Genomic DNA, 24,162 nt, shown 5'->3' on the forward strand with positions numbered 1-24,162 from the left:
ATGCGGGAATAGCTCAGTTGGTAGAGCGCAACCTTGCCAAGGTTGAGGTCGAGAGTTCGAGACTCTTTTCCCGCTCCAATTTCCACAAAAAGGGAAGCAATTGCTTCCCTTTTTTGTCAGAGGAATGTGAATTCCTGGCGCGGTAGCAAAGCGGTTATGCCCCGGATTGCAAATCCGGTTAGTCCGGTTCGACTCCGGACCGCGCCTCCAGATACGGTTTGTGCCGTCGATGCGGCACAGGATCCTGCGGGATCTTTGCATCGACCGGATCGTGGAGGATGGATGGTGGTCAGTTGGTTGATTTTTTGGCTTGCAATCGAATAGAGCCAAAAAATAGCGATATAATTTGAGGCTTGCTGATTCATGCAGGTGGAAACATCGGCTGCAGTAGGCAAAATGCGGGAATAGCTCAGTTGGTAGAGCGCAACCTTGCCAAGGTTGAGGTCGAGAGTTCGAGACTCTTTTCCCGCTCCATATTTGTAAGGGAAGCTTCGGCTTCCCTTTTTTCTTGGCGGCGCAGCAAAGGTGGTTTGGCGACCAGCGGCCCTGTGACCAGAGATGCGACAGGGCATTGCGCGCATGCGCTGCCCGGGTTACGCTGCGACGCAGGAGTGCGTTGGGCAGCCGGCGCCCCGATGGTGAAATTGGTAGACACTGCGGACTTAAAATCCGCCGCTTTCCTGAAAAGGGGCGTGCCGGTTCGACCCCGGCTCGGGGCACCACTACGATTCAATCATGTCAAGTTACAACGCTCCCTTTGAAATCCACGTCCACGGACAAGTCCAGCTGCGCGCCGATGCCAGCTTCGACCAGCTCCAGGAGGCGCTCAAACCCTTGTGGAAGTACGCAGGAGCCCGCTCCCTGGCCGACGGTGCTGCGAGCGCCTACGAGGAAGAGCCGGGCATCAAGTTCGACACGCAGGAGCACCTGCTGCAGATGTGCTGGACCGTGCGGGGGGATGAGGATTTTCGCCAATCGCTCGACGAGATGTGCATGAGCCTGAACGAGCTGGCCGAGCAGGGTGCCGCCATTGAAGTCACGTTCTACGATGCGGACTTCGACGAGGAAGAGGAAGAGCAGGACGCAGAGTCGCGCGATGATTTCGTCATGCTTTTCGTGGGCCCGACGCCTGCGGCCATCATGCAGGTGCAGCGCGATCTCCTGGTCCAGGACGTGGTGAACATGATGGAGCGCCATTTCGACGGCGCGGAACTCGGCGGCGTGGTGGCCGAGATCGACAAGCTGTTCAGCCAGCGCTTCGATGCCCTGGTGAACTCGCTGGAAATCGGCAAGCCCCCCAGGGGCCCGGGGGGCTCGGGCAGCGGACACGGTGGCGGGGGGGGGCGCCGTCCGCGCCACCTCCACTGAGCGGCCGCCGGCTTCGCATCGCTCCGCTATTCGTGGGGCCGCAGCGGGCTCGGGCATCAGCGCGCGGTGCAAGCGCTGGCGCTGAACCGGCACCGTAGTAGCCGTCGCTGCCTCTTCGCTGTTCATGAACCATGACATCCGATCTTCCTTACCTGCGCTCCTACCCTGAGTCCCTGCAGGACCAGGCCCGCGACCTGCTCGCGCAAGGGCGCCTGGGGGCGATGCTGTTGCGCAAGTACCCCCGCGCGCATGCGGTGCGCAGCGACAAGGCGCTGTACGACTATGCGCTGGAGCTCAAGGCGCGCCACCTGCGCAACGCAGGCACGGTCAACAAGGTGCTTTTCGACAACAAGATCCATGTGGTGCGCCATGCGCTGGGCTTGCACACGGCCGTGTCGCGCGTGCAGGGCAACCGGCTCGCAGCGAAGCATGAAATCCGCATTGCCGCAATGTTCAAGCAAGCGCCGGACGAGTTTCTGCGCATGATCGTGGTCCACGAGCTGGCGCATCTGCGCGAGAAGAACCACGACAAGGCGTTCTATCAGCTGTGCACCCACATGGAGCCGCAGTACCACCAGTACGAATTCGACCTGCGTCTGTACCTCACGCACGTGGAGCATGCCGGAGAGCGGCTCTGGAGCGCCGAGCCTGCGTGAAGCGGCTCCTGGGCGCCAGCGCGATGGCTATGGCCGCGGGCGGTGCGGCATCAGGAGGTGATGGGCAGGCCTGCGCTGCGCGCGCTGAGGGCCTCCGAGGCGCCTGGGCAAGGCACCGCAACGGTTTCGCAGCAATCCGCGGGCAGGCCCAGCCAGCGCTGCGCCGCCGCCTCGAGCATGGCCACCGGGCCGGTCGTGAGCAGGCGGATGTCCGGCGATTGCGCCGCGGTGGCGCTGGAGGGCGTGTTGAGCAATCCCGCTGTTTCCAGGAGCCGCTGCGTCTGCCGTGCCACAGGCGCGCCGGTTTCGATGAACTGGACGTCAGGCCCCACCAGCGCCCGCAATTCATGCGCCACAAAGATGTAGTGCGTGCAGCCCAGCACCAGCGTGTCGATCTGCCCGGCTGAAGCGCCGAACACGCCCATGGCGTGGATGTAGCGCTCACACAAGGCGCCGGTTTCGGTGGCACCGACGGCGCCGCCAGGTGCTGGCATGGGCTGGGCCACGCCGCGCTCGATGGCATGGGCCAGGCCGTCGCACGGCTGCACCACGAACTCCGCTTGATCCGCCAGCGAACCCAGCAGCTTGCCGAACTTGCTGCTGGTGAGTGTGCCCCGCGTTCCGATCACGCCCACGCGGCCTGTTCTGGTGGCTGCCAGCGCTGGCTTGATGGCGGGCTCCAGGCCCACCAGGGGCAGGCCGGGGTGGTTGCTGCGCACCTCGTGGATGGCCGCCGCCGTGGCGGTGTTGCATGCCACCACCAGGGCCTTGATGTGGTGCTGCCCGCGCAGGTACTGCGTGATGGCGTGGGTGCGCGCGCTCACGTAGGCATCGCCGCGCTCGCCGTAGGGAGCGTTGGCGCTGTCCGCCAGGTACACGAAACGCTCGTGGGGCAGCTCGGCCCGCAGGGCGCGCAGCACGCTCAGGCCGCCGACCCCGCTGTCGAACACGCCGATGGGTTGTTGTGGCTGCGGCGGCGTTGGCTGGATCATGAAAAAATCACTGCGATGCTGGGGGAGATGAAGTCGACAGTGTGCCGCAGTCGCGCGCAAAATGCCGCGCGGCGGGAGGCACTCCGGGGGGCGCGTGCCTGGCGAGGGCCCGAGGAGGCCACCCACCAGGCCGCGCGGGCCGCCTGTCAGGCGGTGGCGGCGACCCCGATGCCCTTGAACTCCCCGGTGGCGATGCGCTTTTGCCACTCGGCCGGGCCGGTGACGTGCGCGCTGGTGCCGCCGGAATCCACGGCCACGGTCACGGGCATGTCCACCACGTCGAACTCGTAGATAGCCTCCATGCCCAGGTCCTCGAAGCCCACGACCTTGGCGGTCTTGATGGCCTTGCTCACCAGGTAGGCGGCGCCACCCACGGCCATGAGATAGGCGCTCTTGTGGTTCTTGATGGACTCGATGGCCACCGGGCCGCGTTCGGCCTTGCCGATCATGGCGATCAGGCCGGTTTTCTCCAGCATCATGTCGGTGAACTTGTCCATGCGGGTGGCGGTGGTGGGGCCGGCGGGGCCCACGGCCTCGTCCTTGACCGGGTCCACGGGGCCCACGTAGTAGATGACGCGGTTCGTGAAGTCCACGGGCAGCTTCTCGCCCTTGGCCAGCATGTCCTGGATGCGCTTGTGCGCGGCGTCGCGGCCGGTGAGCATCTTGCCGTTGAGCAGCAGCGTGTCGCCGGGCTTCCAGCTGGCCACTTCTTCCTTGGTCAGCGTGTCCAGGTTAACCTTCTTGCTCTTGTTGTAGTCGGGTGCCCAGTTCACGTTGGGCCACAGGTCCAGGCTGGGCGGCGTGAGGTAGACGGGCCCCGAGCCGTCCAGCACGAAGTGCGCGTGGCGCGTGGCGGCGCAGTTGGGGATCATCGCGATCGGCTTGCTGGCCGCGTGCGTGGGGTACATCTTGATCTTGACATCCAGCACGGTGGTCAGGCCGCCCAGGCCCTGAGCGCCGATGCCCAGGGCATTGACCTTCTCGAACAGCTCCAGGCGCAGCGCTTCGACCTTGTCGAGCGCGGGGCCGCCGGTCTTGGCGGCTTCGGCCTTGGCTTGCAGCTCGTACATATCGAGGTCGTCCATCAGGCTCTCCTTGGCCATGAGCACGGCCTTTTCCGCCGTGCCGCCGATGCCGATGCCCAGCATGCCGGGCGGGCACCAGCCGGCGCCCATGGTGGGCACGGTCTTGAGCACCCAGTCCACCACGCTGTCGCTGGGGTTGAGCATGTACATCTTGGACTTGTTCTCCGAGCCGCCGCCCTTGGCCGCCACGGTGATGTCCACGGTGTTGCCGGGCACGATCTCGGTGAAGATCACGGCGGGCGTGTTGTCCTTGGTGTTCTTGCGGTCGAACTGCGGGTCGGCCACCACGCTGGCGCGCAGGGTGTTGTCGGGGTGGTTGTAGCCGCGGCGCACGCCTTCGTTGATGGCGTCGTCCAGGCTGCCCGTGAAGCCGTCCCAGCGCACGTCCATGCCCACCTTCAGGAACACGTTGACGATGCCGGTGTCCTGGCAGATGGGGCGCTGGCCGGTGGCGCTCATCTTGCTGTTGGTCAGGATCTGCGCGATCGCGTCCTTGGCCGCCGGGCTTTGCTCGCGCTCGTAGGCGCGGGCCAGGTGGGCGATGTAATCGGTGGGGTGGTAGTAGCTGATGTACTGCAGCGCGGCGGCTACGGATTCGATGAGATCGTCCTGGCGGATGGAGGTGGTCATGGCGGTTCGTGGGGGAGTCTTTTGTGGAGAACGCAAACGCGTTCCTGTCCTGCCCGCCGCACACGCCGCCTGTCGACCAGCGCTGGGCCGCAAACCGCGCTGCCGATGGCAGGCGGACCGTATTTTGACAGACCCCCGCTGGCGCCACCTTGCGCCCGGGCAAAGGCGGGCGCCGCCGGTCGGCCATTGGCGTCTGCACGGGGCGCCAGATACCCCCATGGGGTGGTGTTCGGTCCGCCGTGTTCACGGCGCGCCTGTTCCCTCTCCGTCCTCCGGTTCTTCGTTGGTGTCGCTGCTGCCCGGCAGGTCGTCCGAGCTCAAGGGGGGCGCGCCGGCCTGCCGGTTGCCGCGCCCTGGCGTCTCGCGCTCGGTATCCACGGCGTCGCGTTCGTCATCCTGCATCCCTTCATCCGGGCCGCCGCCGTCACCGGGACCGCCAGCTTGCATGGTTTCCACATGGTCGGGGAGGATGTCGCGGGCGGTGGGCTGCGGGTCGGGCTCCACGCTGCCGCGCTCGCCCGTGCCAAAGCGGTCGGTGTCGCTGTCCGATTCCGTGCTGTAGGCCCCTGCGCTGTCGCTGCCGGAGTCGGAGGCGTCACTGGGCCCCAGGCTGTCGATGCCGGTAGCACTGTGGGCGGGGGGAAGGTTGTCGGCGTCGATGCCGAGAAGGCTGCTGGTGGCCATGGTCTGCTCCGATGGTTGAGGAGGGGGCGCGGGCTCCATGCGGATCCGCGGCGCGGAGGCGGAAACACCGCCGCAATGCCATCGTCGGCGTGCACGGCGCTGCCCCGCGTCAGGCAGCGCTGACATGGGTGTCGTCCATCTTCGCCGGTACCTTCCCAAGGCCTTGAAAAGGTGCCCGGGCGCTGGTTGCCGCGCTCAGAAGTCCGGCAGCGTCCCGATGACGGACGGGGTGAAGTCCGCGCTGCCCACGGGCTTTTCGCCCTGCGACCAGGCCAGCAGCGTGTCTGCCGGCATGGGGCGGGCGTAGAAGAAGCCCTGCAGCTCGTCACAGCCCATGCCCAGCAGGATGTCGCGCTGGCCGCTGGTCTCCACCCCCTCGGCCACCACGCGCAGGCCCAGGGCATGCGCCAGGCTGACCACGGCGGCCACGACGGCGCGGGCGTCCTCGCTGCTTTCCAGGTCGTTCACGAAGCTGCGGTCGATCTTGAGCTGCTGCGCGGGCAGCTGGCGCAGGTAGTTCAGGCTGGAGTAGCCGGTGCCGAAATCGTCGATGGACAGGAACACGCCGATGCGCGCCAGCCCGTCGAAGGTGCGCTGGGTGGCCTTGATGTCTTCCATGGCCACGGATTCGGTGATCTCGCACAGCAGCTGCGAGGCATCCACCCCGTGGCGCAGCAGGGCCTGCCCGATGCGCTCGGCCAGCCCGCTTTCGCGCAGCTGGTGCACCGACAGGTTGATCGCCACGCGCATGCGCATGCCGCTGCGCGCCCACTCGGCGACCTGGCGGCAGGCCTCGTTGATGACCCAGTTGCCCAGCCGCCCGATCAGGCCGAAGCGCTCGGCCAGCGCGATGAACACCACCGGGCTCACCATGCCATGCTTCGGATGGTTCCAGCGCAGCAGGGCCTCCACGCCGCTGATCTGGCCGCGCGTGCCGTCGATCTTGGGCTGGTAGTGCAGGGCCAGTTCGCCCCGGTCCAGCGCCTGGCGCAGGTCGTTCTGCAACTCCAGCTGCTCGGATGCATCGGAGCCCATGTGGGGTTCGAACAGCGCATAGCAGCCGCCGCCCGCGCGCTTGGCGGCGTACATGGCGGCATCGGCGTTGGCCACGAGCTTGTTGCGGTCACCGTGGTCGGGGTGCACCACGACGCCGATGGAGCAGGCGATCTGCACCTGCTTGCCCGACACCTCGAACGGCTGCGACAGGGAGGACAGCACCCGGTTGGCCACCGTCACGCAGTCGGCCACGTCGCTCACGTCCTCCAGCAGGATCAGGAATTCGTCGCCCCCCACGCGCGCCACGGTATCGCCCTCGCGGGCTTCGCGGCGCAGCCGGTCGGCCGCGCTGCGCAGGATCACGTCGCCCGCGGCATGGCCGAACGAATCGTTGATGGGCTTGAAGCCGTCCAGGTCCACGAACAGCACGGCCAGGCGGTCCTCCACGCGGTGGTGGTTGGTGCGGTCCAGGCGCAGCAGCGCGTGGATGAGGCGGTCTTCGAACAGCAGCCGGTTGGGCAGGCCGGTGAGGGCATCGGCGAATGCGCGTTTTTGCAGTTCGTCATTGGCCGCCTGCAGGCGGGTGTTGCTGTCCTGCAGCGACCGCGTCAGACGCTCGGCCGTGGCTTGCAGACGCGCGTCCAGGATGGAGGTGAACAAGGTGCTCACCAGCAGCATGCCGGTGGCCATGAGCACCATGGCCGTCAGGCCCGGGCCGCCGAGCTCTCCCGCGCTCAGGCACACGGAGCCCATGGCAAAGCTGGCCGCCGCCATGCCGGTGTAGTGCATGCCACAGATGGCCACGGCCATCACGAACGATGCCGCCAGCTGGTAGGGCAGGCGCTGGCTGGGCCGCACCCGGCGCAGCAGCTTGAAGATTAGCAGGGCCGTGGCCGAGGCCAGCACCGCGATCAGCACCGACAGCGCCACCAGCGGCAGGTTCCACACGATGCCTGGCGCCATTTCCATGGCCGCCATGCCGATGTAGTGCATGCCGCTGATGCCGGCTCCCATCACCAGCGCGCCCAGCGCCAGCTGCGTCCGTCCAAAGTGTGTGCGGCTTGCGAGCTGCAGGGCCATGGCGGAGGCGGCCACGGCGGCCAGCCACGACAGCAGCGTGAGCCCGCCGGCGAAGCCGATCTCGATGGGCAGCCGGAAGGCCTGCATGCCCAGGAAATGCATGGACCAGATGCCCGTGCCCATGACGATGGACCCTGCGGCCCACCACGCCAGGCCGACGCGGCGCTGCGCGGTGCGCACCCGCCGCGCCAGGTCGAGCGTCACGTACGACGCGAGCATGGCAATGGCAAAGGAGGCGGCCACCACGAACAGGTTGTAGCTGGAGGGCATGAACGTGTTCATGGTGCGAAAGGTGCTGGGGTTGGAAGGGCAGGGTGCATCGGGCGCGCGGCGCCGTCAAGGGCCTGGGCAGACATGCGGCGAAAGCCTGCAGGGCAGGGGCCGCGCGCGACGGAGTGTAGCCAGGGGCGCGAAGCCGCGCCGGAGTGGGGGTTTGCCCTGGCTGGGCCGGGTCGGGGGGCCGGGCGGATGTCCCCACCTGCAGTGGTGGCGGTGCGGGCTGTTTCCTTCCGGGGCAAGGCTTGCCGCACACTGACTGCTTCAGGCTCCCGCACGGGCCATACAAGCCTGTAAATGAGAATGGTTTGTTTTTGCATTATGCTGCCGGTCGCGCCGACATTCCCCGGTCGCACCCTTTTCCGGCCAGACGCCGGCCCGCCGCCGTGGCCTTCCCGCCACGCCGGGCGTCCGGCGTCCGCCCGCCTGTTGTTTCACTTGGAGAACCACTGCCCATGACCTCCCGTACCGAACGCGACACCTTTGGCCCCATCGAGGTGCCGGCCGACAAGCTGTGGGGCGCGCAGACGCAGCGCTCGCTGCAGAACTTCGACATCTCGGGCGAGCAGCAGCCGCGCGAGATCATCAAGGCGCTGGCCCAGGTCAAGCGCGCCTCGGCTGTCGTGAACCAGGCCCTGGGCCTGCAGGACGCGAAGAAGACCGAGGCCATCGTGGCTGCCGCCGATGAAGTCATTGCCGGCAAGCACCCCGGCGAGTTCCCGCTGGTGGTGTGGCAGACGGGCTCGGGCACGCAGACCAACATGAACGTCAATGAGGTGCTGGCCAACCGCGCCAGCGAGATCCTGGGCGGCGAGCGCGGCGAAGGCCGCCTGGTGCACCCCAATGACGACGTGAACCGCAGCCAGTCGAGCAACGACGTGTTCCCCACCGCCATGCACGTGGCCGCCGTGGAAGCGCTCACGCACAGGCTCCTGCCCGCCATCGCCAGGCTGCGTGCCACGCTGGCGAAGAAGGCAAAGGATTTCGACGGCATCGTCAAGATCGGCCGCACCCACCTGCAGGACGCCACCCCGCTCACGCTGGGCCAGGAGTTCTCGGGCTATGTGGCCCAGCTCGACCATGGCGAGCGCCACGTGCGCGCCGCGCTGCCCCACCTGTACGAGCTGGCTCTGGGCGGCACGGCGGTGGGCACGGGCCTGAATGCGCCCAAGGGCTATGCCGAGCAGGCCGCCGCCGAGCTGGCGCGCCTCACCGGCCTGCCCTTCGTCACCGCGCCGAACAAGTTCGAGGCGCTGGCCTCGGTGGATGGCCTGGTGCACGCCCACGGAGCCCTCAAGACCCTGGCCGCCAGCATGATGAAGATCGCCAACGACGTGCGCTGGCTCGCCAGCGGCCCGCGCAGCGGCATCGGCGAGCTGAGCATCCCCGAGAATGAGCCCGGCTCGTCCATCATGCCCGGCAAGGTCAACCCCACGCAGAGCGAGGCCGTGACCATGCTGGCCGCCCAGGTGTTCGGCAACGACGTGGCCATCAACTTCGGCGGTGCCTCGGGCAACTTCGAGCTCAATGTCTTCCGGCCCATGGTGGCGCACAACTTCCTGCAGAGCGTGCGCCTGCTGGCCGACGGCATGGTGAGCTTCAACGACCAGTGCGCCGTGGGCATCGAGCCCAACCGCGAGCGCATCACCGAGTTGGTGGACCGCTCGCTCATGCTGGTGACCGCGCTCAACACCCACATCGGCTACGACAAGGCCGCCTACATCGCCAAGAAGGCGCACAAGGAAGGCACCAGCCTGCGCGAAGCTGCTGTCGCCTCGGGCCACGTCACGGGCGAGCAGTTCGACCAGTGGGTGGTGCCGGGCAACATGGTGGGCCGCTGATTCCGCCCGGGTCGGCCTGCACGCCATGGGCACGGGGGCACTGCCGTCATCTCCGCTGCTCGCGAGCTTTCGCGACAGCTACCGCGACCTGCTGCGCTACCTCTCGCACCGCACCGGCAATGCCGATGACGCGCGCGACGTGGCGCACGACACCTGGCTGCGCCTGGCCGACATGGACCTGCGCGGCGAGCAGCCCGCGCTGTGCGAGGCCGAGGCGCGGGCCTATGTATTCGCCATGGCGCGCAATCTCGTCATCGACCGGCAGCGCCACGCGGGCGTGGTGGCCCGCCATGCGCTGGCCCAGGCCCATGCGGACTCGGGCGCCGGCACGGCGGCGCGCCACGGCCCCGATGCCGCCGAGGCCCTGATGTACCGGCAGGCGGTGGATGCGGTCGAAGCCGCGCTCGCCGCCGTGCCCGAGCGCGCGCGCCAGGTCTTCCTGCGCCACCGCATCAACGGCGAAGGCCAGGGCGCGCTCGCGGCCGAATACGGCATCTCGCGCAACATGGTCGAGCGCGACATGATGCTCGCGATGGACCGCGTGCAGGCCGCCATGGAGCAGTGGCACGCGGCGGGCCGCAGCTCTCCTGTGGCACCGGCGTCGCACCACGAAGCCCGCCGCACCGGCCGCCGCCGCTCGCTGGCGGCATTGCTGAGCTTTGCCGCAATGGGCGTGGGTGGCGTGGGGGCCTGGCAATGGTGGCGCACCGCAGTCGCGCAGTGGCAGCAGGTGGCACGCACCGGCCAGGGGCAGACGCTGCGCCACCCGCTGCCCGACGGCAGCCGCATCACGCTCGACGCGCAAAGCCGCGTGCACATGGCGTACTACGCCGGGCAGCGCCGCGTGAGCCTGCTGGCCGGGGCGGCGTTCTTCGACGTGGTGCGCGACGCGGACCGCCCCTTCGTGGTGGAGGTGCCCGGTGGCGCCGAGGGGGGCGCCGTGCGTGTGACCGTGCTGGGCACGCGCTTCGGCGTGGAGCACGGCGCCAGCGGGGTCGATGTGCAGGTGGAGTCGGGCCGCGTGCGGGTGGAGTCGCTGGGGCCGGATGGCCAGCCCCTGGCGGTGCGGGAACTCGCGGGCGGACAGGCGCTGCGGGTGCGGCCGGGCGAACCGCTCGCCCAGGCCGTCGCCCCGGCGCACGAGGCCGCCGCTTGGCGCCACGGCGTGGTGGCTTTTGCCGATGCGCCGCTGGCCGAGGCCGTGGACCGCCTGCGCCGCTACCTGCCGCGCCCGGTTCAGGTGGAGGCCGGTGCCGCCGCGCTGCGCCTGTCGGGGCAGGTGCGCATTGCACAGGCCGAGGACTTCGTGCGGGCACTGCCTTCCGTCGTGCCGGTGCAGGTGCGGCTCGTGGCGGGGCAATGGCGGGTGGCCGCGCGCTGACGGCCAGGCCGGAGGATGGGGCAGGACGCGCGACTTTGGTGAATTTTGGTGAAAGTGGCCGCCAGCGCTTTCTCCATAAGCGCTGAAAGCTATTGTTTTAATAGCTCTTTGGCCGATCAGGGCGCTGGCAGGCGCGCCGCCATTCAGGAAGTGGGAGGGCCCATTCGTTGTAGCGGGGAAAGGACTTCACCATGAACCGACAACGGCCCCGCACCCCGGCCCCCCGGCCTTCCGGCCCCGCACGCACCTCCCGTCCTGCCCGCCACGCACTCGCAGCCGCCATGCTGGCCATGGCGTCGCTGCAGATGGACATGGCCACCGCCCAGGGCGCACCCGCCCCGGCGGCCTTCGACATTGCCGCCCAGCCCCTGCCTGAGGCGCTGGCGCAATTCGCCCGGCAGTCGGGCGTGCAGCTGATCTACCCGCCCGAGCTGGTGCAGGGCCGGCATGCCCAGCCCGTGCAGGGCGCGCGCAGCCCCGAGGCGGCGCTGGCCGAGTTGCTGCGCGGCAGTGGCCTGCGCATGCGCCGCGACGGCGCCACCCTGGTGGTGGAACGCGCTCCGGCCGACGGCGCCGCCGCGCTGCCCGAGGTGCGCGTGGCCGCCGAGGCCGAGGTCGAAACCGCCACCGGCCCCGTGCGCGGACTGGTGGCCCGGCGCAGCGCCAGCGCCACCAAGACGGACACGCCGCTCATGGAAACGCCGCAGACCATCACCGTGGTCACGGCCGAGCAGATGCAGGTGCAGCGCGTGCGCGACCTGGAGCAGGCGTTCGAATACTCTGCGGGCGTGCGTCCCGTGTCCGGTTACAGCGGTTCGTACGACGCGATCTACAGCCGGGGCTTCTGGGCCGATGCGCGCAATGGCAGCCTGTTTGCCGACGGGCTCAAGGTGTCCGACAACTCCTGGGCCTCGGGCAAGCAGGAGCCGTACGGGCTGGAGCGCGTGGAACTGGTCAAGGGCGCGGCGTCGGTGCTGTACGGCATGTCGGCGCCCGGCGGCGTGCTGGCCACGGTGAGCAAGCGCCCCACGGCCGATGCCGTGCGCGAGGTGGTGGTGGAGGCGGGCACGTATGCGCACCGGCAGATCGGCGTGGACCTGGGTGGCGAGGTGGCACCGGGCAGCGACTGGACCTGGCGCCTCACCGCGCTGGCGCGCGACAGCGAGACACCCGTGCGTCCGCTGCAGGACGACGCGGTGTACATCGCGCCCGCGCTGCGCTGGCAGCCGTCGGCCGCCACATCGCTCACCCTGCTGATGCAGCACCAGAAGCGCCGCCTGGGCTATTCGTACCCGCTGCCGCGGGTGGGCACCCTGTTGCCCGGCCCCGGCGGCCAGCGCATCGCGCGCTTTCGCTTCGTGGGCGAGCCTGCCTACGACCGGCAGGATGTGCGGCAGACCACGCTCACCGCCTTGTTCGAGCACCAGGTGAACGAGCATGCCACCCTGCGCCAGGGGCTGCGGTTCTTCGACTCCGAGGCGGACATCTTCTTCACCAACGCCACCGTGGACCCGGCCGCGCCCACGCGCGTGCAGCGCCGCGCCATCGACGAGTTCGAGCGCGTGCGCGGCTTCTCGTCGGACACGAGCTGGCAGCAGCGCTGGCGCAGTGGCGAGGTGGAGCACACGCTGATCGCCGGCGTGGACTACACCCGCTACCGCTCGGAATCGGAGTGGTACGCGCGCACGCTCGCCCCGCTGGATTTGTACCAGCCGCAGTACGGCGCCGTGCCCGGCGCGCCCGCGCCGATGGCGTTCTCGGACACGTCGCAGCGCTGGCAGGCGGGCCTGTATGCGCAGGACCAGATCAAGCTGGGCGAGCGCTGGGTGGTGCTGGCCGGCCTGCGGCACGACTGGAGCGACGACCGCTCGCGCCCGTTCTTCACGGCCGCGCCGTGGTCGGTGGAGCGCACCGATGCCTTCACCGGCCGCGTGGGCGTGGTCTACCTGGCGCCGGGCGGCTGGGCGCCGTTCGCGGGCTACAGCCAGTCGTTCCAGCCGCAGGGCGGCACGGACGCGCAGGGCCGGCGCTTCAAGCCCACCGAGGGCGAGCAGTTTGAACTGGGGGTGCGGTGGCAGCCGAGCGGCAGCGAGGGGATGATGTTGTCGGCCGCCGTGTACGACCTGCGCCAGGACAACGTGCTCACGCCCGATCCCGCCCATCCGCAGTTCAGCGTGCAGACGGGGCAGGCACGCTCGCGCGGGGCCGAGCTGGAGGTGCGCGGGCAGGTGGCGCGCCACCTGGAGGTGGTGGGCGCCTATGCCTACACCGACCGCCGCATCACGCGCAGCAACCTGCCGGACGAAGTGGGCCGCCGTGCGGCCGAGGTGCCCTACCACCAGGCCTCGGTCTGGGGGCACTACCGCCTGGCGGCCTGGGGCCTTCCGGCGTGGACGCTGGGCACGGGTCTGCGCTACACCGGCGACATGGTCGATGGCACGGCCAGCGCCTACCGCATCCCGGGTTATGGACTCGTCGATGCCATGCTCGCCTGGCAGGACGGGCCGTGGCGCGTGGCGCTCAACGTGCGCAACCTGTTCGACAAGGCTTTCCTGATCTGCAACGGCGCCCACTGCCGGGACGGCAGCCCGCGCACGGCCACGCTTTCGGCCGCGTACCGCTGGTGATGCGCTGCGGCGGGCGGGGATGTGCGGGGCCTAGCCGTGGGACTCGGCCAGTTCCTGCTGCGCCAGCGCCTCGAGCTGCTCCTGCTGGTAGACCACGATGCTGCGCTGGTGGATGCCGATGATGCCTTCGCGTTCCATCCACTTGAGCTCCACGTTGATGCGCTGGCGCGAGCCGCCCAGGAGCTGCGCGAGCTCGTCCTGCACCAGCGACAGCCCGATGGCGCCGCGCTGGCCGGGCACGGCGGCGCGCTCGCCGAAGCGGCGCAGCACGTGCAGCAGCTGCTTGGCCAGCCGCGCGCGCAGGGGCAGGGTGGCCATGTCTTCCATCATCCAGTACAGGTAGCGCATGCGGCGCGCCTGCAGCGTGAGCAGGGCCTCGCCGAACTCGGAGTGTTCGCGCAGCAGCTGGCGGAACACGCCCTCGGCCACGCTCAGCACCGTGGTGGGGCCGTGGGCATGCGCGTCGTAGGTGTTGGGGCCGCGGTGCAGCACCTCGGCCTCGCCCACCCAGATGCCGGGCTCCACGTAGGCCAGCGTCACCTGCTTGCCCGAGGGCGTGGTGCGCCGAAACCGGATGGCGCCGCTGGCGCAGGCAAACCAGTCCTGCGCCAGATCACCCTGCTCCACGATCATCTGGCCGTGTGTGTAGCGCGTGATGCGGCCCAGCCGGAAGATGTCATGCCGCAGCGACGGCGTGAGCGCGGCGAACCAGCGGCCCCGGTTGATGGCTTCGCGCTCCGGCGGGCTGAGGAAGGGGCGTTGCTGGTGGCGGTCGGCCAGGGGGCTCTCGGACTCTGGCAAGGCGGTGGTGGGCATGGCGGCAGGCTGGCGTTGGGCGGGGCCGGCCTGTGCGCGGGGCCGGGCCGACAGGGCGGAGAAAAAGGCGCAGGCGCCAAGTTTAGCGATGCGCCCCGGCATGCCGGGCGTGGCGCGGCACCTGCGCGACAGCAGGCGCTCCAGGCGGGGCCTTCGCGGGCCGTGGACGGGCGCGCGGCTTGCGCAAGAAGGCCAGGAGCCTGCGCTCGGCCGCGCTCAGCCCCCGGGGCGACGCGCTGCCGCCGATGCGGTCCCACACTTCCTGCAAGCCCGGGCCGGAGTCGGATGCAAGCCGCGAGCCCAGCTCCAGCACGGCAGGATGAACGTACGACTTCTTGCACACCGCAGGGGTGTTGCCCAGCTGGCGCGCCACCTCGGCCAGGATGGCCTTGGCGCTGTAGCGCACGTTTTTGTCGGCCGCGCCGGAGGCATCGGTCTGCGCACATGCCAGGCGGGTCAGCTCCAGCGCCTGCGTGGTGCCATGCCAGGTGCGGAAGTCCTTGGCCGTGAAGTGGTCGCCGCCGGTGGCGGCCGTGCCGTGCGTGATCTCGCGCAGGTAGTCGTTCACGTCGCCCGAGCCCACGGTGCGTGGGGTGCCGTCTCCGTCCTCGTACTGGAAGAGCTCCTGCCCCGGCAGCTGCTGGCAGCGGCGCACCACCCGGGCCACGCGCGGGTCGTTCAGCTCGGCCTCCTGCAACACGCCGCTCTTGCCCCGAAAGCGCAGCCTGAGCTGGCTGCCGTGAAGCCGCGCATGCCGGGTGCGCAGCGTGGTCAGGCCGTAGGACCGGTTGCTGCTGGCGTATTCCTCGTTGCCCACGCGCAGGTAGGTGGTGTCCAGCAGGCGCACCAGCGCGGCCAGCACCAGCGTGCGCGTGAGCGGCTGGCCGCCGCGGTGCGCGGCCAGGTCGCGCGCCACGCGGGCGCGGATGCGCGGCAGCGCGCGGCCAAAGGCCTGCATGTGCTCGAACTTGCCTTCGTCGCGCTGCTGGCGCCACTGCGGGTGGTAGCGGTACTGGCGCCGTCCGCGCGCATCCAGCCCCGTGGCCTGCAGGTGGCCGTGGGGCAGGGGGCAGATCCACACATCGGTGTACGCGGGTGGAATGGCCAGGCGCTGGATGCGGGCGATCTCGTCCGGGTCCCGGAGCCATTGGCCGTCGGGCAGGCGGTAGCGAAAAGTCTTGTCGCCGCCGGGCTCCCGCGTGAGGCCTGGCATGGACGGGGTGACGTACACCAGCCCCCCGGGCAGCTTCTGTGGGCGGGGGGGGGGCCGGGGTGGCGCAGGTGCGCGGGGCGATGGGCAGGGGGTGGGCATCGGGGCGAGCAGGTGATAAGGACCAGTGCGTGGCCCCGATCACACCCGTGCCCGGGCGGTGCTGGTGTAGGTGCGCTGCGTGCGCCGGGGTGAGACAGGGACCGAATCGGCAGCGCCGCCGCGCCGCCATTTGGGGTGAATAATGGCCCTTGCGCTTATTGAATAAGCGGCAATAGCTATAAAAAATGTAGCAATCTGCTCGGTCGGGCCGCGCTCAATCGGCCGCAGCCGGTTCCAGCGCAAAACCCACGCCGTACACCGACCGGATCCAGTCGCTGCCGTCGCCGCTGGCGGCCTTGAGCTTCCTGCGCAGGTTCTTGATGTGGCTGTCGATGGCGCGCTCGTTCACGTCCAGCGTGTCGTCGTAGGCCTGGTCCAGCAGCTGTGCGCGCGAGAAGATGCGCCCGCGCTGGCGCGCCAGCACCTGCAGCAGCCGGAACTCGCGCCGCGTGAGGCCCAGCGGCGTGCCGTGCAGCGTGGCCTGCCAGTGCGATTCGTCGAGCACCAGCGCCGATCCGGCGGCGGGCGGCGGTTCCTGCGCGGCGGCCGTGCGGCGCAGCACGGCCCTGGCGCGGGCGACCACCTCGCGCGGCGAAAACGGCTTGCAGATGTAGTCGTCCGCGCCCAGCTCCAGGCCGATGAGGCGGTCCACCTCTTCCACGCGGGCGGTCAGCATGATGATGGGGTGCTGCGTGTGGCGCCGCGCCTGGCGCAGGATGGAGAGGCCGTCCATGCCGGGCAGCATGATGTCCAGCAGCGTGAGGTCGGGTGGCGCGGCCAGCAGGCTGGCGAGCGCGGCACGGCCCTCGGCCTGGTGCTCCACGGTGTAGCCCGCGTGGCGCAGGTAGTCCACCACGATGGCGGCGATGTCGGGTTCGTCTTCGACGACGAGGATGCGGTGGCTCATGAAGGGTTGTCCAGCAGGGGCAGTTGCAGGGTGACGCGCAGGCCTCCCAGCGGGGAGGCCTCGGCCGCGAGGGTGCCGCCATGGGCCAGCACGATGGCGCGGCAGATGGCCAGGCCCAGGCCGGAGCCGCCGTGGTCGCGGTTGCGCGAGGTTTCGGCACGGTACAGGCGCTCGAAGATGCGCGGCAGCTCGTGCGCGGGCACGCCGGGCGCGCTGTCGTCCAGCTGCACGCGCAGCAGCGGCGCGCCATCGGTGGCCCGTGTTTCCCCGGCCGTGACGCGCAACTGCCCGCCCGCATCGGTGTAGCGCAGGCTGTTTTCCAGCAGGTTCATGAAGACCTGGTGCAGCTGCTGCGCGTCGCCCCGCACCAGTGGCGCGGGGGCTTGCGCGGCCAGGGCCTCCAGGCCCGTGGTGTCCACCTCGATGCCGGCCTGGGCCAGGCGCGGGCGCATGGAGGCCAGCGCCTCGGCCAGCAGCGCGAGCGGGTGCACGGGCACCTGGGCCGACGGTGCACTGGTGCCAGCGGCATCCAGGCTGGCGCGCAGGTCGCCCACCAGCTGGATGAGGCGCATCACCTGCCGGTGCAGGCGCAGCGCGGTCTTGTCGTCAAAGGGGCGCACGCCGTCCTGCACGGCTTCGATCTCGGCGCGCATGGCGGCCAGGGGCGTGCGCAGCTCGTGGGCCACGTCGCCCAGCCACTGGCGGCGCGAAGACTCGATGCTGCTCAGTTGTTCGGCCATGGTGTTGAAGGTGCGGGCCAGTCGGGCCAGTTCATCGTTGCCGTGCACGGGCACACGGGTGTGCAGGTGGCCCTGTGCAATCTCGCGCGCGCCGGTGGCCAGGGCCTCGACCGGGGCCAGCCAGCGCCGTGCCAGCCAGCCCGACAGCAGCAGCGCCAGCGCCAGGCCGGCCAGGCCCGTCCACGCCACGAAGCCCAGGTGTTGCGCCAGAAAGGCCTGGTCGGCCTCGCTGCGCACGCCCTGCGGGGGCGCCAGCACCAGATGGCCGATGGCCTGGCCGTCGGCGCCGGTCAGGGCCACGCGCGCGCTGCCGGGCTGGGGTGCCGTGCCTGCCACCAGCTTCTGCTGCGCGTCCACCAGGCCCAGGCGGGGAAACAGGTCGTCGGGGTGGCGTTGCGCGGATGGGGGCGGGGGGCCGCTGGTGCCACGCTCGCCCGGGGGCGGGCCGCCATCGGGGGGCGGCGGCTGCTGCTGCATGCCGCGCTCCGACGCCGGGTTGCCGTTCGCCATCCCGGGGGGCATGCCGGGCGGCTGTCCGCTGCGGTCGCTGGGCGGGGCGTCTTCCATGCCCTGGTTGCCACCCCGGCGCGGGCTTGCGCCCGGGTGGCTGAGCTGGCCCCAGAGGCGGGGCTGGCCGCGCAACGTGTCCCAGCCGCCCGTCTGTGTGTGGTGGGCCTGCAGGCGCTCCGCGAGCCAGCCCATGCGGGCCAGTTCGATCTCGGCCACGTAGGGCCCCAGGCCCCGCTGCAATCCCAGGCGGGAGAAGCCCGCAAAGATCAGCAGCAAGGCCAGCAGCAGGGCCGCCAGGGCGATGAAGGCTTTGCGGTGCAGGGTCAGGTGGGGCATCGGTGGGGCTGCAGGTGTCGTCAGCGGGCGGGTGGCGGGCCGCCCGCACCGCCGGGGCCGCCAGGCCCGCCCGCGGGCATGGCCACCAGGGTGCCGCCCATTGTGCGGCATGTGCCCGCGAGCGATTTGCCGTCGGGCATGGTCAACGTCACGCTGGCGCCTTCGGTCTTGCCCTTGCAGGCGGCATAGGCCTCGGGCGGCGGCGCGGGCGGGTCCTGCCGGCCCTGGGGTTGCGCCAGCACGGGGGTGGCGGATATTGCAGCCAGCATGGTCGTGAGGGCCACGCAGGCCAGCCAGCGTGGACGAAGAGAGTGCACAGGCATGGTGTTTTTTCTTTCAGTGTTGTGGAGAAAGGATTTCAGCGAGTCAGCGCCAGCACGTGCTACCGGCGCGGCGCGTCTGAGGGCGCAATGGATTAAGGAAAGCGGTTGACGGGTGGGGCACGTTGTCAGAAACCGGCGCCGCCCAGGCCAGTGCACCCGAGGAACCGGCTTCGCCGGACCACCGGGTGCGTCCCCCTCCGGGGGAAGGCGCCGAAGGCGACTCAGGGGGGCTTTCAGTCAAGCTGCGATCGAGATCGTGATGCTGGCCGAGTACCCGCCGCCGCTGTTGGCCTGCATGGTGGTCATCTCCAGCGTGGTGCCGTCGCTGAAGACGTTGTCCGTGGCGAACGACATGGAGGCCAGGTTGCGCACGCTGGCGCTGTAGCCCGAATTGGCGCTGTAGATGGTGCTGAGCAGCGCGGTGGGGAAGGCCAGCTGCGTGGTCTTGATCTTGTTGCTCGCGCTGCTGGCGGCGGCCAGGCTGCGGTACACCTCCAGGTGCATGTGGGGCATGCGGCCCGCGTAGCAGCCGGGCACGATGGTGGTGAAGGTGACCGTGCCGCTCGCATCGGTGGCCTGCACGCCACGCAGGTAGTTGTCGGCGATGTTGCTGGAGCTGTACACGGAGTAGTTGCCGTCCTGCGTGCAGTGCCACAGGTAGATGGCGTAGCCGGACAGCGCGGCGCAGCTTGCGTTGGTGTTGGTCAGCGTGATGGTGATGGTGAACGGCACGCCGCTGACCTGCGTGGAGGAGCCGATGGAGCTGCGGATGTCCGAGCGCACGATGCCGCTGAGCGCCAGCACGTTGTAGGTGTTGTTGCTGGCATTGGAGCCATCGGCAGGGTAGGGGCCGGCGGTTTCTTCCGGAACAACCGAGCAGGTGGCGGCGGTGCCTGTCCCGGTGCCCGTACCTGTTCCCGTTCCGGTCCCCGTCCCCGTGCCGGTGGCCTCGGTCGTGTCGCTGGCTTCGGTGTCGCTGCCCCCGCCCCCGCAGCCAAGGAGCGTGGCCACGCCCAGCGAACCCAGGGCATTCAGCGCAAGGCGGCGGTTGGAAGGGGCCTGTGCGGCGGCCAGGGGCTCGGGGAAGGGGAGGCGGTCCATGGATGGCTCCTGCAAGTGGGTATGGCCTGCACTGTGCCGTCCGATTGGGGAGAAATTAGGGAGCCGCTGCTTCGTCGGAACGCTATATATTCAATAGCTATCAGCGCTTGTCCCTAAAGCGCAAAAGCGGTTTTTTGCCGGAAACCGTGGGCGCCGGATGCAAGCGCACTGCGCGGCGCCGGGCGGGCTTCGTGGGCTTACTTCGCCGCCCCGGTGGCCTCGTGCCGGCAGCTGAAGGACCGGTCGCCACGCACGATGTCGTCGCTGCCGCACTGCCATTTGTGGATGTCCGTCTGCTGCTTGCGGGTGCGCAGCACGGGGGTGTAGACCAGGTGCTTGCCAGCCAGCGCCCGGTCGCCTGAGCTGTCGGCAATGGTCAGCCGCACCACGCCATTGGCCGGATCGATGGCCATGGCCTGGAAGCCGGTGGGAAGCTGCCCGGGCCGGCCCAGGCCGATGGCGGCGGCGCTGGCGGGAAAGGCGCCGGTGCTCCGGTAGTGGTTCTCCACCAGCCCCAGCACCGTGCGCGCGGCGCCGTCCAGCTGGCGCACGGCTTCGCGGCGCGGATTGGCGGGCTCCTCTCCCTGGTGCCACAGCGCCACGGCCACCATGGCCGCAAAGCTCAAGGCGGCCACCCCGCCCAGCATCACCAGCGCCTTGAGGAACCAGCCGGGCCCGCGGACCAGGGCCACTGCCTGCTGGATGGCGGTATCGCTGGCGTGGCGGGAGACCACGAACGTGCCCGTGATCGAACTGTGCAGGCCCCGCTCGCCAAACAGGGCGGTCAGCAGGCGGTGCAGCAGGAACGGCACGGCCAGCGTGAGCGCCAGGGTGAGCGAATACTTCAGAAAGTGCCGCAGCACGGACCGCGCGATGCCGGGGCGTTCACCCGTGCGGGTCGCCACCCGCATGCCGAGCAGCCGCTTGCCCGCCGAGCCCTGGCCCAGCGCATCCATCAGCGCGGGGAGGAACAGGCCGAGGATGCCCAGCGCCAGCGCGGCCGGGTACGTGGCGCCCGGGGCGCTGTCGAAGGCCGGGCGCGCGAACACCCAGGCCAGCGCCAGCGCGACCGGAAAGGCCGCCATGCATGCGCCGTCGATCAGCGTGGCACCCAGGCGCGCCATGGTGCCCGGAAACACCTCCACCAGCCGCGCCGGCGCGGGTGTCTGGGCGGGCTGCCCCCGGCCTGCCGGGGCCCTCGGGGCGGGCATGTCCGCCACCAGCGGCGCCTGGCAACTGAAACACTGCGTGTAGGAAGCATGGTTCTGCCAGTTGCAGCGGGGGCATTGCATGGAGGGTGCGCCTGGGGTGGGCAAGAGGCCGCGCCAGGCGGCCTCCTCGCGGGGTGGGGGCTCAGTGCCGTGCGGGCGGCGCGGTGTGCGCCATCAGGCGGTCCGTCAGCGCGATGGCCAGCGCGCTCAGCAGGAACACCACGTGGATGATGGTCTGCCACATCAGCACCTTGAGGTCGTAGTTGGCGGCGTTGATGAAGGTCTTGAGCAGGTGGATCGAACTGATGCCGATGATGGCGGTGGCCAGCTTGACCTTGAGCACCGAGGCGTTCACGTGGCTCAGCCATTCGGGCTGGTCGGGGTGGTCTTCCAGGTGCAGGCGCGAGACGAAGGTCTCGTACCCGCCCACGATCACCATGATCAGCAGGTTGGAGATCATCACCACATCGATCAGCGCCAGCACCACCAGCATGATGATGGTCTCGTTGAGCGCGGTGACCTCGAAATCGCTCTTGTAGCCGATGCTGGAGACCAGCTGCTTGAGCGCGGCGGTGTTGCCGAAGGCTGCCTCGATCAGGTGCACCAGCTCCACCCAGAAGTGGAACACGTACACCGCCTGCGCCAGGATCAGGCCCAGGTACAGGGGCAGCTGCAGCCAGCGGCTGGCAAAGATCAGCGACGGCAAGGGGCGCATGGGCGACGGGGTGGCGGGATTTGGGGGGAGGGACATGGAATGTAGGGTGGGACTTGGGTCGCGCGATTTTAGGGGTGCCGCGTGACAGCCCCTCGCGCACAGGTGCCTTCTTCCCTGCCCGGCACTGGCGATTCTGTAAGCTTCGTGCCAGTCAGTGGCTTGTAAGTGCCGCGTCCGACAGTACCGCCCAATTCCAATTCCATCAGACCCAGGAGACAACACCATGAGTGCGCCCACATCCGCGATCGAGTCCGTATTGGTTGAGAACCGCGTGTTCCCGCCCGCCGATGCGGTCGTCAAGGCTGCCCGCATTTCGGGCATGGCGGGCTACGATGCGCTGTGTGCCGAAGCCGACAAGGACTTCGAAGGCTTCTGGGCCCGCCTGGCCCGCGAGAACGTGCAGTGGACCAAGCCTTTCACGCGCACGCTGGATGAATCCAACGCACCCTTCTTCCAGTGGTTCGCCGATGGGGAACTCAACGCCTCGGCCAACTGCCTGGACCGCCATATCGGCACGCCCACCGAGAACAAGACCGCCATCGTCTTCGAGGCCGACGACGGCACCGTCACCAGGATCACCTACAAGGAGCTGCTGGCCCGCGTGAGCCAGTTCGCCAACGCGCTCAAGGCCCACGGCGTGAACAAGGGCGACCGCGTGCTGATCTACATGCCCATGACCATCGAGGGCGTGATCGCCATGCAGGCCTGCGCGCGCATCGGCGCCACGCACAGCGTGGTGTTTGGCGGCTTCAGCGCCAAGGCGGTGCATGAGCGCATCATCGACGCGGGGGCCGTGGCCGTCATCACGGCCAACTACCAGATGCGCGGCGGCAAGGAGCTGCCGCTCAAGGCCATCATCGACGAGGCCCTGGCGACGGGCGGCTGCGACACGCTGCGCAACGTGTTTGTCTATGAACGCACATCCACGGCCTGCAACATGGTGGCGGGGCGCGACAAGACCTTCGCCGAGGCGCTTGCGGGCCAGAGCACCGACTGCCCGCCGGTGGCCGTGGGGGCCGAGCACCCGCTGTTCATCCTGTACACCAGCGGTTCCACCGGCAAGCCCAAGGGCGTGCAGCACAGCACCGGCGGTTACCTGCTGTGGGCCAAGCTCACCATGGACTGGACCTTCGACCTGCGCCCGGACGACGTGTTCTGGTGCACGGCCGACATCGGCTGGATCACCGGCCACACCTACGTGGCCTATGGACCGCTGGCGGCTGGCGCCACGCAGATCATCTTCGAGGGCATTCCCACCTTCCCCAACGCCGGGCGCTTCTGGCAGATGATCGAAAAGCACCGGTGCACGATCTTCTACACCGCGCCCACCGCCATCCGCTCGCTCATCAAGGCGGCCGAGGCCGACGCCGCCGTGCACCCCGCGCGGTCGGACCTGTCGAGCCTGCGCATCCTGGGCAGCGTGGGCGAGCCCATCAACCCCGAGGCCTGGATGTGGTACCACAAGAACGTGGGCGGCGAGCGCTGCCCCATCGTGGACACCTTCTGGCAGACCGAGACCGGCGGCCACGTGATCACCCCGCTGCCCGGCGCCACGCCGCTGGTGCCCGGCAGCTGCACGCTGCCGCTGCCCGGCATCACCGCAGCCATCGTGGACGAGACCGGTAACGATGTGGCCAACGGCGCCGGCGGCATCCTGGTCATCAAGCGCCCGTGGCCCAGCATGATCCGCACCATCTGGAACGATCCCGAGCGCTTCAAGAAGAGCTACTTCCCCGAAGAGCTCAAGGGCTACTACCTGGCTGGCGATGGCGCCGTGCGCAGCGCCGACCGGGGCTACTTCCGCATCACGGGCCGCATCGACGACGTGCTCAACGTGTCGGGCCACCGCATGGGCACGATGGAGATCGAATCGGCACTGGTCTCCAAGACCGACCTGGTGGCGGAGGCCGCCGTGGTGGGCCGCCCCGACGATGTGACCGGCGAGGCGATCTGCGCCTTCGTGGTGCTCAAGCGCTCGCGCCCCACCGGCGAGGAAGCCAAGCAGATCGCCAACGAGCTGCGCAACTGGGTTGCCAAGGAGATTGGCCCCATCGCCAAGCCCAAGGACATCCGCTTTGGCGACAACCTGCCCAAGACCCGCAGCGGCAAGATCATGCGCCGCCTTCTGCGCAGCATCGCCAAGGGGGAAGCCATCACGCAGGACACGAGCACGTTGGAAAACCCCGCAATCCTGGATCAGTTGGCCCAGACCAACTGATCCAGGAGGTGCCGTGCATGCGGCGCCAGCGTGCAGCGCCTGCGGGTTTGGGGCCACTCATGTCGCCACAGGCGATGTGACGTGGCCACAGAATCCGGCAATCCTGGACCAGCTGGCCAAGGCCAACTGACCAGAGGGCGGTGCACCGCCGCGGGGCGCGGGCGCGCTGCGCCTGCAAATCAGCGTGGTGGGGGGCCTTGCGTGGGGGCGTGGCTGGCGTTCACCGTTCACGGGAACCTCGCCATCGGCAACGGGGTGCCGTCCAGCCCGAAGGCGTGCGCGGCCCCTTGTAGGACACCGACTGAAACCGCTCCCCCGCGGCGCGGGATGGCCCCTGCATGGGTTACAACGGCGGCA

At 69.4% G+C, this 24,162-nt stretch carries 18 protein-coding genes and 4 tRNA genes; 10 read left to right on the forward strand and 12 right to left on the reverse strand.

Annotation, left to right across the window (positions count from 1 at the left end):
- The first annotated feature begins 2 nt into the window (after positions 1 to 2).
- From AC1RVY_RS08875 to AC1RVY_RS08900, 6 genes are all read left to right on the forward strand, one after another.
- Positions 3 to 78: transfer RNA gene (locus AC1RVY_RS08875), tRNA-Gly, on the forward strand.
- A gap of 58 nt (positions 79 to 136) precedes the next feature.
- Positions 137 to 210, forward strand: a tRNA-Cys gene (locus AC1RVY_RS08880).
- Between the two features lie 188 nt (positions 211 to 398).
- Positions 399 to 474 (forward strand) — tRNA-Gly (locus AC1RVY_RS08885).
- Between the two features lie 155 nt (positions 475 to 629).
- A tRNA-Leu gene (locus AC1RVY_RS08890) sits at positions 630 to 722 on the forward strand.
- Between the two features lie 13 nt (positions 723 to 735).
- Positions 736 to 1,368: a DUF6806 family protein gene (locus tag AC1RVY_RS08895; protein WP_218340779.1), complete on the forward strand. Its 633-nt coding sequence runs from the start codon at positions 736 to 738 to the stop codon at positions 1,366 to 1,368.
- Between the two features lie 131 nt (positions 1,369 to 1,499).
- Complete coding sequence (locus tag AC1RVY_RS08900) at positions 1,500 to 2,024, forward strand: M48 metallopeptidase family protein (protein WP_218294107.1); 525 nt, start codon at positions 1,500 to 1,502, stop codon at positions 2,022 to 2,024.
- Between the two features lie 50 nt (positions 2,025 to 2,074).
- On the opposite strand, the gene AC1RVY_RS08905 is transcribed toward AC1RVY_RS08900, so the two are convergent.
- The 4 genes from AC1RVY_RS08905 to AC1RVY_RS08920 form a co-directional block, all read right to left on the reverse strand.
- The gene (locus tag AC1RVY_RS08905) at positions 2,075 to 3,016 is read right to left on the reverse strand and encodes a glutamate racemase (RefSeq protein WP_492806276.1); all 942 of its coding nucleotides are present in this window, start codon (positions 3,014 to 3,016) and stop codon (positions 2,075 to 2,077) included.
- Positions 3,017 to 3,162: 146 nt separating this feature from the next.
- On the reverse strand, positions 3,163 to 4,731 hold the full coding sequence (locus tag AC1RVY_RS08910; protein WP_492806278.1) for a fumarate hydratase: 1,569 nt from the start codon (positions 4,729 to 4,731) through the stop codon (positions 3,163 to 3,165).
- 243 nt (positions 4,732 to 4,974) lie between these two features.
- Positions 4,975 to 5,415 carry a hypothetical protein gene (locus AC1RVY_RS08915; protein ID WP_492806280.1) on the reverse strand — a complete coding sequence of 147 codons (441 nt, stop codon included), beginning with the start codon at positions 5,413 to 5,415 and terminating at the stop codon, positions 4,975 to 4,977.
- Between the two features lie 195 nt (positions 5,416 to 5,610).
- On the reverse strand, positions 5,611 to 7,773 hold the full coding sequence (locus tag AC1RVY_RS08920) for a putative bifunctional diguanylate cyclase/phosphodiesterase (RefSeq protein WP_492806281.1): 2,163 nt from the start codon (positions 7,771 to 7,773) through the stop codon (positions 5,611 to 5,613).
- A gap of 449 nt (positions 7,774 to 8,222) precedes the next feature.
- Between AC1RVY_RS08920 and fumC the strand changes: the two genes are divergently transcribed.
- The 3 genes from fumC (at position 8,223) to AC1RVY_RS08935 (ending at position 13,616) form a co-directional block, all read left to right on the forward strand.
- A complete protein-coding gene (gene fumC, locus AC1RVY_RS08925) occupies positions 8,223 to 9,608 on the forward strand; it encodes a class II fumarate hydratase (RefSeq protein ID WP_492806283.1) in 1,386 nt (461 codons plus the stop codon).
- 25 nt (positions 9,609 to 9,633) lie between these two features.
- Positions 9,634 to 10,989, forward strand: coding sequence for a sigma-70 family RNA polymerase sigma factor (locus AC1RVY_RS08930; protein ID WP_492806285.1), 1,356 nt, complete (start codon positions 9,634 to 9,636; stop codon positions 10,987 to 10,989).
- Between the two features lie 191 nt (positions 10,990 to 11,180).
- On the forward strand, positions 11,181 to 13,616 hold the full coding sequence (locus tag AC1RVY_RS08935) for a TonB-dependent siderophore receptor (protein WP_492806286.1): 2,436 nt from the start codon (positions 11,181 to 11,183) through the stop codon (positions 13,614 to 13,616).
- Positions 13,617 to 13,646: 30 nt separating this feature from the next.
- Here AC1RVY_RS08935 and AC1RVY_RS08940 read toward each other — a convergent pair whose 3' ends face one another.
- The 8 genes from AC1RVY_RS08940 to AC1RVY_RS08975 all read right to left on the reverse strand — a co-directional run bounded on the left by AC1RVY_RS08940 (position 13,647) and on the right by AC1RVY_RS08975 (position 21,623).
- The gene (locus tag AC1RVY_RS08940; RefSeq protein ID WP_492806288.1) at positions 13,647 to 14,432 is read right to left on the reverse strand and encodes a Crp/Fnr family transcriptional regulator; all 786 of its coding nucleotides are present in this window, start codon (positions 14,430 to 14,432) and stop codon (positions 13,647 to 13,649) included.
- A gap of 82 nt (positions 14,433 to 14,514) precedes the next feature.
- Entirely contained in the window at positions 14,515 to 15,744 is a 1,230-nt protein-coding gene (locus AC1RVY_RS08945) for a DNA topoisomerase IB (RefSeq protein WP_492806290.1), read from the reverse strand.
- 214 nt (positions 15,745 to 15,958) lie between these two features.
- Positions 15,959 to 16,651, reverse strand: a complete 693-nt coding sequence (locus AC1RVY_RS08950; RefSeq protein WP_492806292.1) for a response regulator — start codon at positions 16,649 to 16,651, stop codon at positions 15,959 to 15,961.
- The gene (locus AC1RVY_RS08955) at positions 16,648 to 18,237 is read right to left on the reverse strand and encodes an ATP-binding protein (protein WP_492806294.1); all 1,590 of its coding nucleotides are present in this window, start codon (positions 18,235 to 18,237) and stop codon (positions 16,648 to 16,650) included. Before AC1RVY_RS08955 ends, AC1RVY_RS08950 begins: the two co-directional genes overlap by 4 nt.
- A 20-nt stretch (positions 18,238 to 18,257) precedes the next feature.
- Positions 18,258 to 18,560 (reverse strand): hypothetical protein, encoded by a 303-nt coding sequence (locus tag AC1RVY_RS08960; protein WP_492806296.1) that lies wholly within the window; start codon positions 18,558 to 18,560, stop codon positions 18,258 to 18,260.
- A 237-nt stretch (positions 18,561 to 18,797) separates the two neighbouring features.
- Complete coding sequence (locus tag AC1RVY_RS08965; RefSeq protein WP_492806297.1) at positions 18,798 to 19,661, reverse strand: dioxygenase family protein; 864 nt, start codon at positions 19,659 to 19,661, stop codon at positions 18,798 to 18,800.
- 197 nt (positions 19,662 to 19,858) lie between these two features.
- Entirely contained in the window at positions 19,859 to 20,953 is a 1,095-nt protein-coding gene (locus AC1RVY_RS08970; protein ID WP_218294119.1) for an RDD family protein, read from the reverse strand.
- A gap of 61 nt (positions 20,954 to 21,014) precedes the next feature.
- On the reverse strand, positions 21,015 to 21,623 hold the full coding sequence (locus tag AC1RVY_RS08975; RefSeq protein WP_255591377.1) for a TIGR00645 family protein: 609 nt from the start codon (positions 21,621 to 21,623) through the stop codon (positions 21,015 to 21,017).
- Between the two features lie 187 nt (positions 21,624 to 21,810).
- On the opposite strand from AC1RVY_RS08975, the gene acs reads away from it, so the two are divergent.
- Positions 21,811 to 23,805, forward strand: a complete 1,995-nt coding sequence (gene acs / locus AC1RVY_RS08980) for an acetate--CoA ligase (RefSeq protein ID WP_218294120.1) — start codon at positions 21,811 to 21,813, stop codon at positions 23,803 to 23,805.
- The last annotated feature ends 357 nt before the right edge of the window (positions 23,806 to 24,162 follow it).

Source organism: Acidovorax sp. GW821-FHT11A03, from assembly GCF_058809075.1.

What these genes read in the sequence shown, in the direction of transcription:
- AC1RVY_RS08940 (WP_492806288.1), bottom strand. Translation starts at nt 14,432, where the DNA reads ATGCCCACCACCGCCTTGCCAGAGTCCGAGAGCCCCCTGGCCGACCGC.
- AC1RVY_RS08935 (WP_492806286.1), top strand. Translation starts at nt 11,181, where the DNA reads ATGAACCGACAACGGCCCCGCACCCCGGCCCCCCGGCCTTCCGGCCCC.
- AC1RVY_RS08915 (WP_492806280.1), bottom strand. Translation starts at nt 5,415, where the DNA reads ATGGCCACCAGCAGCCTTCTCGGCATCGACGCCGACAACCTTCCCCCC.
- AC1RVY_RS08945 (WP_492806290.1), bottom strand. Translation starts at nt 15,744, where the DNA reads ATGCCCACCCCCTGCCCATCGCCCCGCGCACCTGCGCCACCCCGGCCC.
- AC1RVY_RS08920 (WP_492806281.1), bottom strand. Translation starts at nt 7,773, where the DNA reads ATGAACACGTTCATGCCCTCCAGCTACAACCTGTTCGTGGTGGCCGCC.
- AC1RVY_RS08955 (WP_492806294.1), bottom strand. Translation starts at nt 18,237, where the DNA reads ATGCCCCACCTGACCCTGCACCGCAAAGCCTTCATCGCCCTGGCGGCC.
- AC1RVY_RS08895 (WP_218340779.1), top strand. Translation starts at nt 736, where the DNA reads ATGTCAAGTTACAACGCTCCCTTTGAAATCCACGTCCACGGACAAGTC.
- AC1RVY_RS08930 (WP_492806285.1), top strand. Translation starts at nt 9,634, where the DNA reads ATGGGCACGGGGGCACTGCCGTCATCTCCGCTGCTCGCGAGCTTTCGC.
- AC1RVY_RS08970 (WP_218294119.1), bottom strand. Translation starts at nt 20,953, where the DNA reads ATGCAATGCCCCCGCTGCAACTGGCAGAACCATGCTTCCTACACGCAG.
- AC1RVY_RS08950 (WP_492806292.1), bottom strand. Translation starts at nt 16,651, where the DNA reads ATGAGCCACCGCATCCTCGTCGTCGAAGACGAACCCGACATCGCCGCC.
- AC1RVY_RS08910 (WP_492806278.1), bottom strand. Translation starts at nt 4,731, where the DNA reads ATGACCACCTCCATCCGCCAGGACGATCTCATCGAATCCGTAGCCGCC.
- AC1RVY_RS08960 (WP_492806296.1), bottom strand. Translation starts at nt 18,560, where the DNA reads ATGCCTGTGCACTCTCTTCGTCCACGCTGGCTGGCCTGCGTGGCCCTC.
- acs (WP_218294120.1), top strand. Translation starts at nt 21,811, where the DNA reads ATGAGTGCGCCCACATCCGCGATCGAGTCCGTATTGGTTGAGAACCGC.
- fumC (WP_492806283.1), top strand. Translation starts at nt 8,223, where the DNA reads ATGACCTCCCGTACCGAACGCGACACCTTTGGCCCCATCGAGGTGCCG.
- AC1RVY_RS08900 (WP_218294107.1), top strand. Translation starts at nt 1,500, where the DNA reads ATGACATCCGATCTTCCTTACCTGCGCTCCTACCCTGAGTCCCTGCAG.
- AC1RVY_RS08975 (WP_255591377.1), bottom strand. Translation starts at nt 21,623, where the DNA reads ATGTCCCTCCCCCCAAATCCCGCCACCCCGTCGCCCATGCGCCCCTTG.
- AC1RVY_RS08905 (WP_492806276.1), bottom strand. Translation starts at nt 3,016, where the DNA reads ATGATCCAGCCAACGCCGCCGCAGCCACAACAACCCATCGGCGTGTTC.
- AC1RVY_RS08965 (WP_492806297.1), bottom strand. Translation starts at nt 19,661, where the DNA reads ATGGACCGCCTCCCCTTCCCCGAGCCCCTGGCCGCCGCACAGGCCCCT.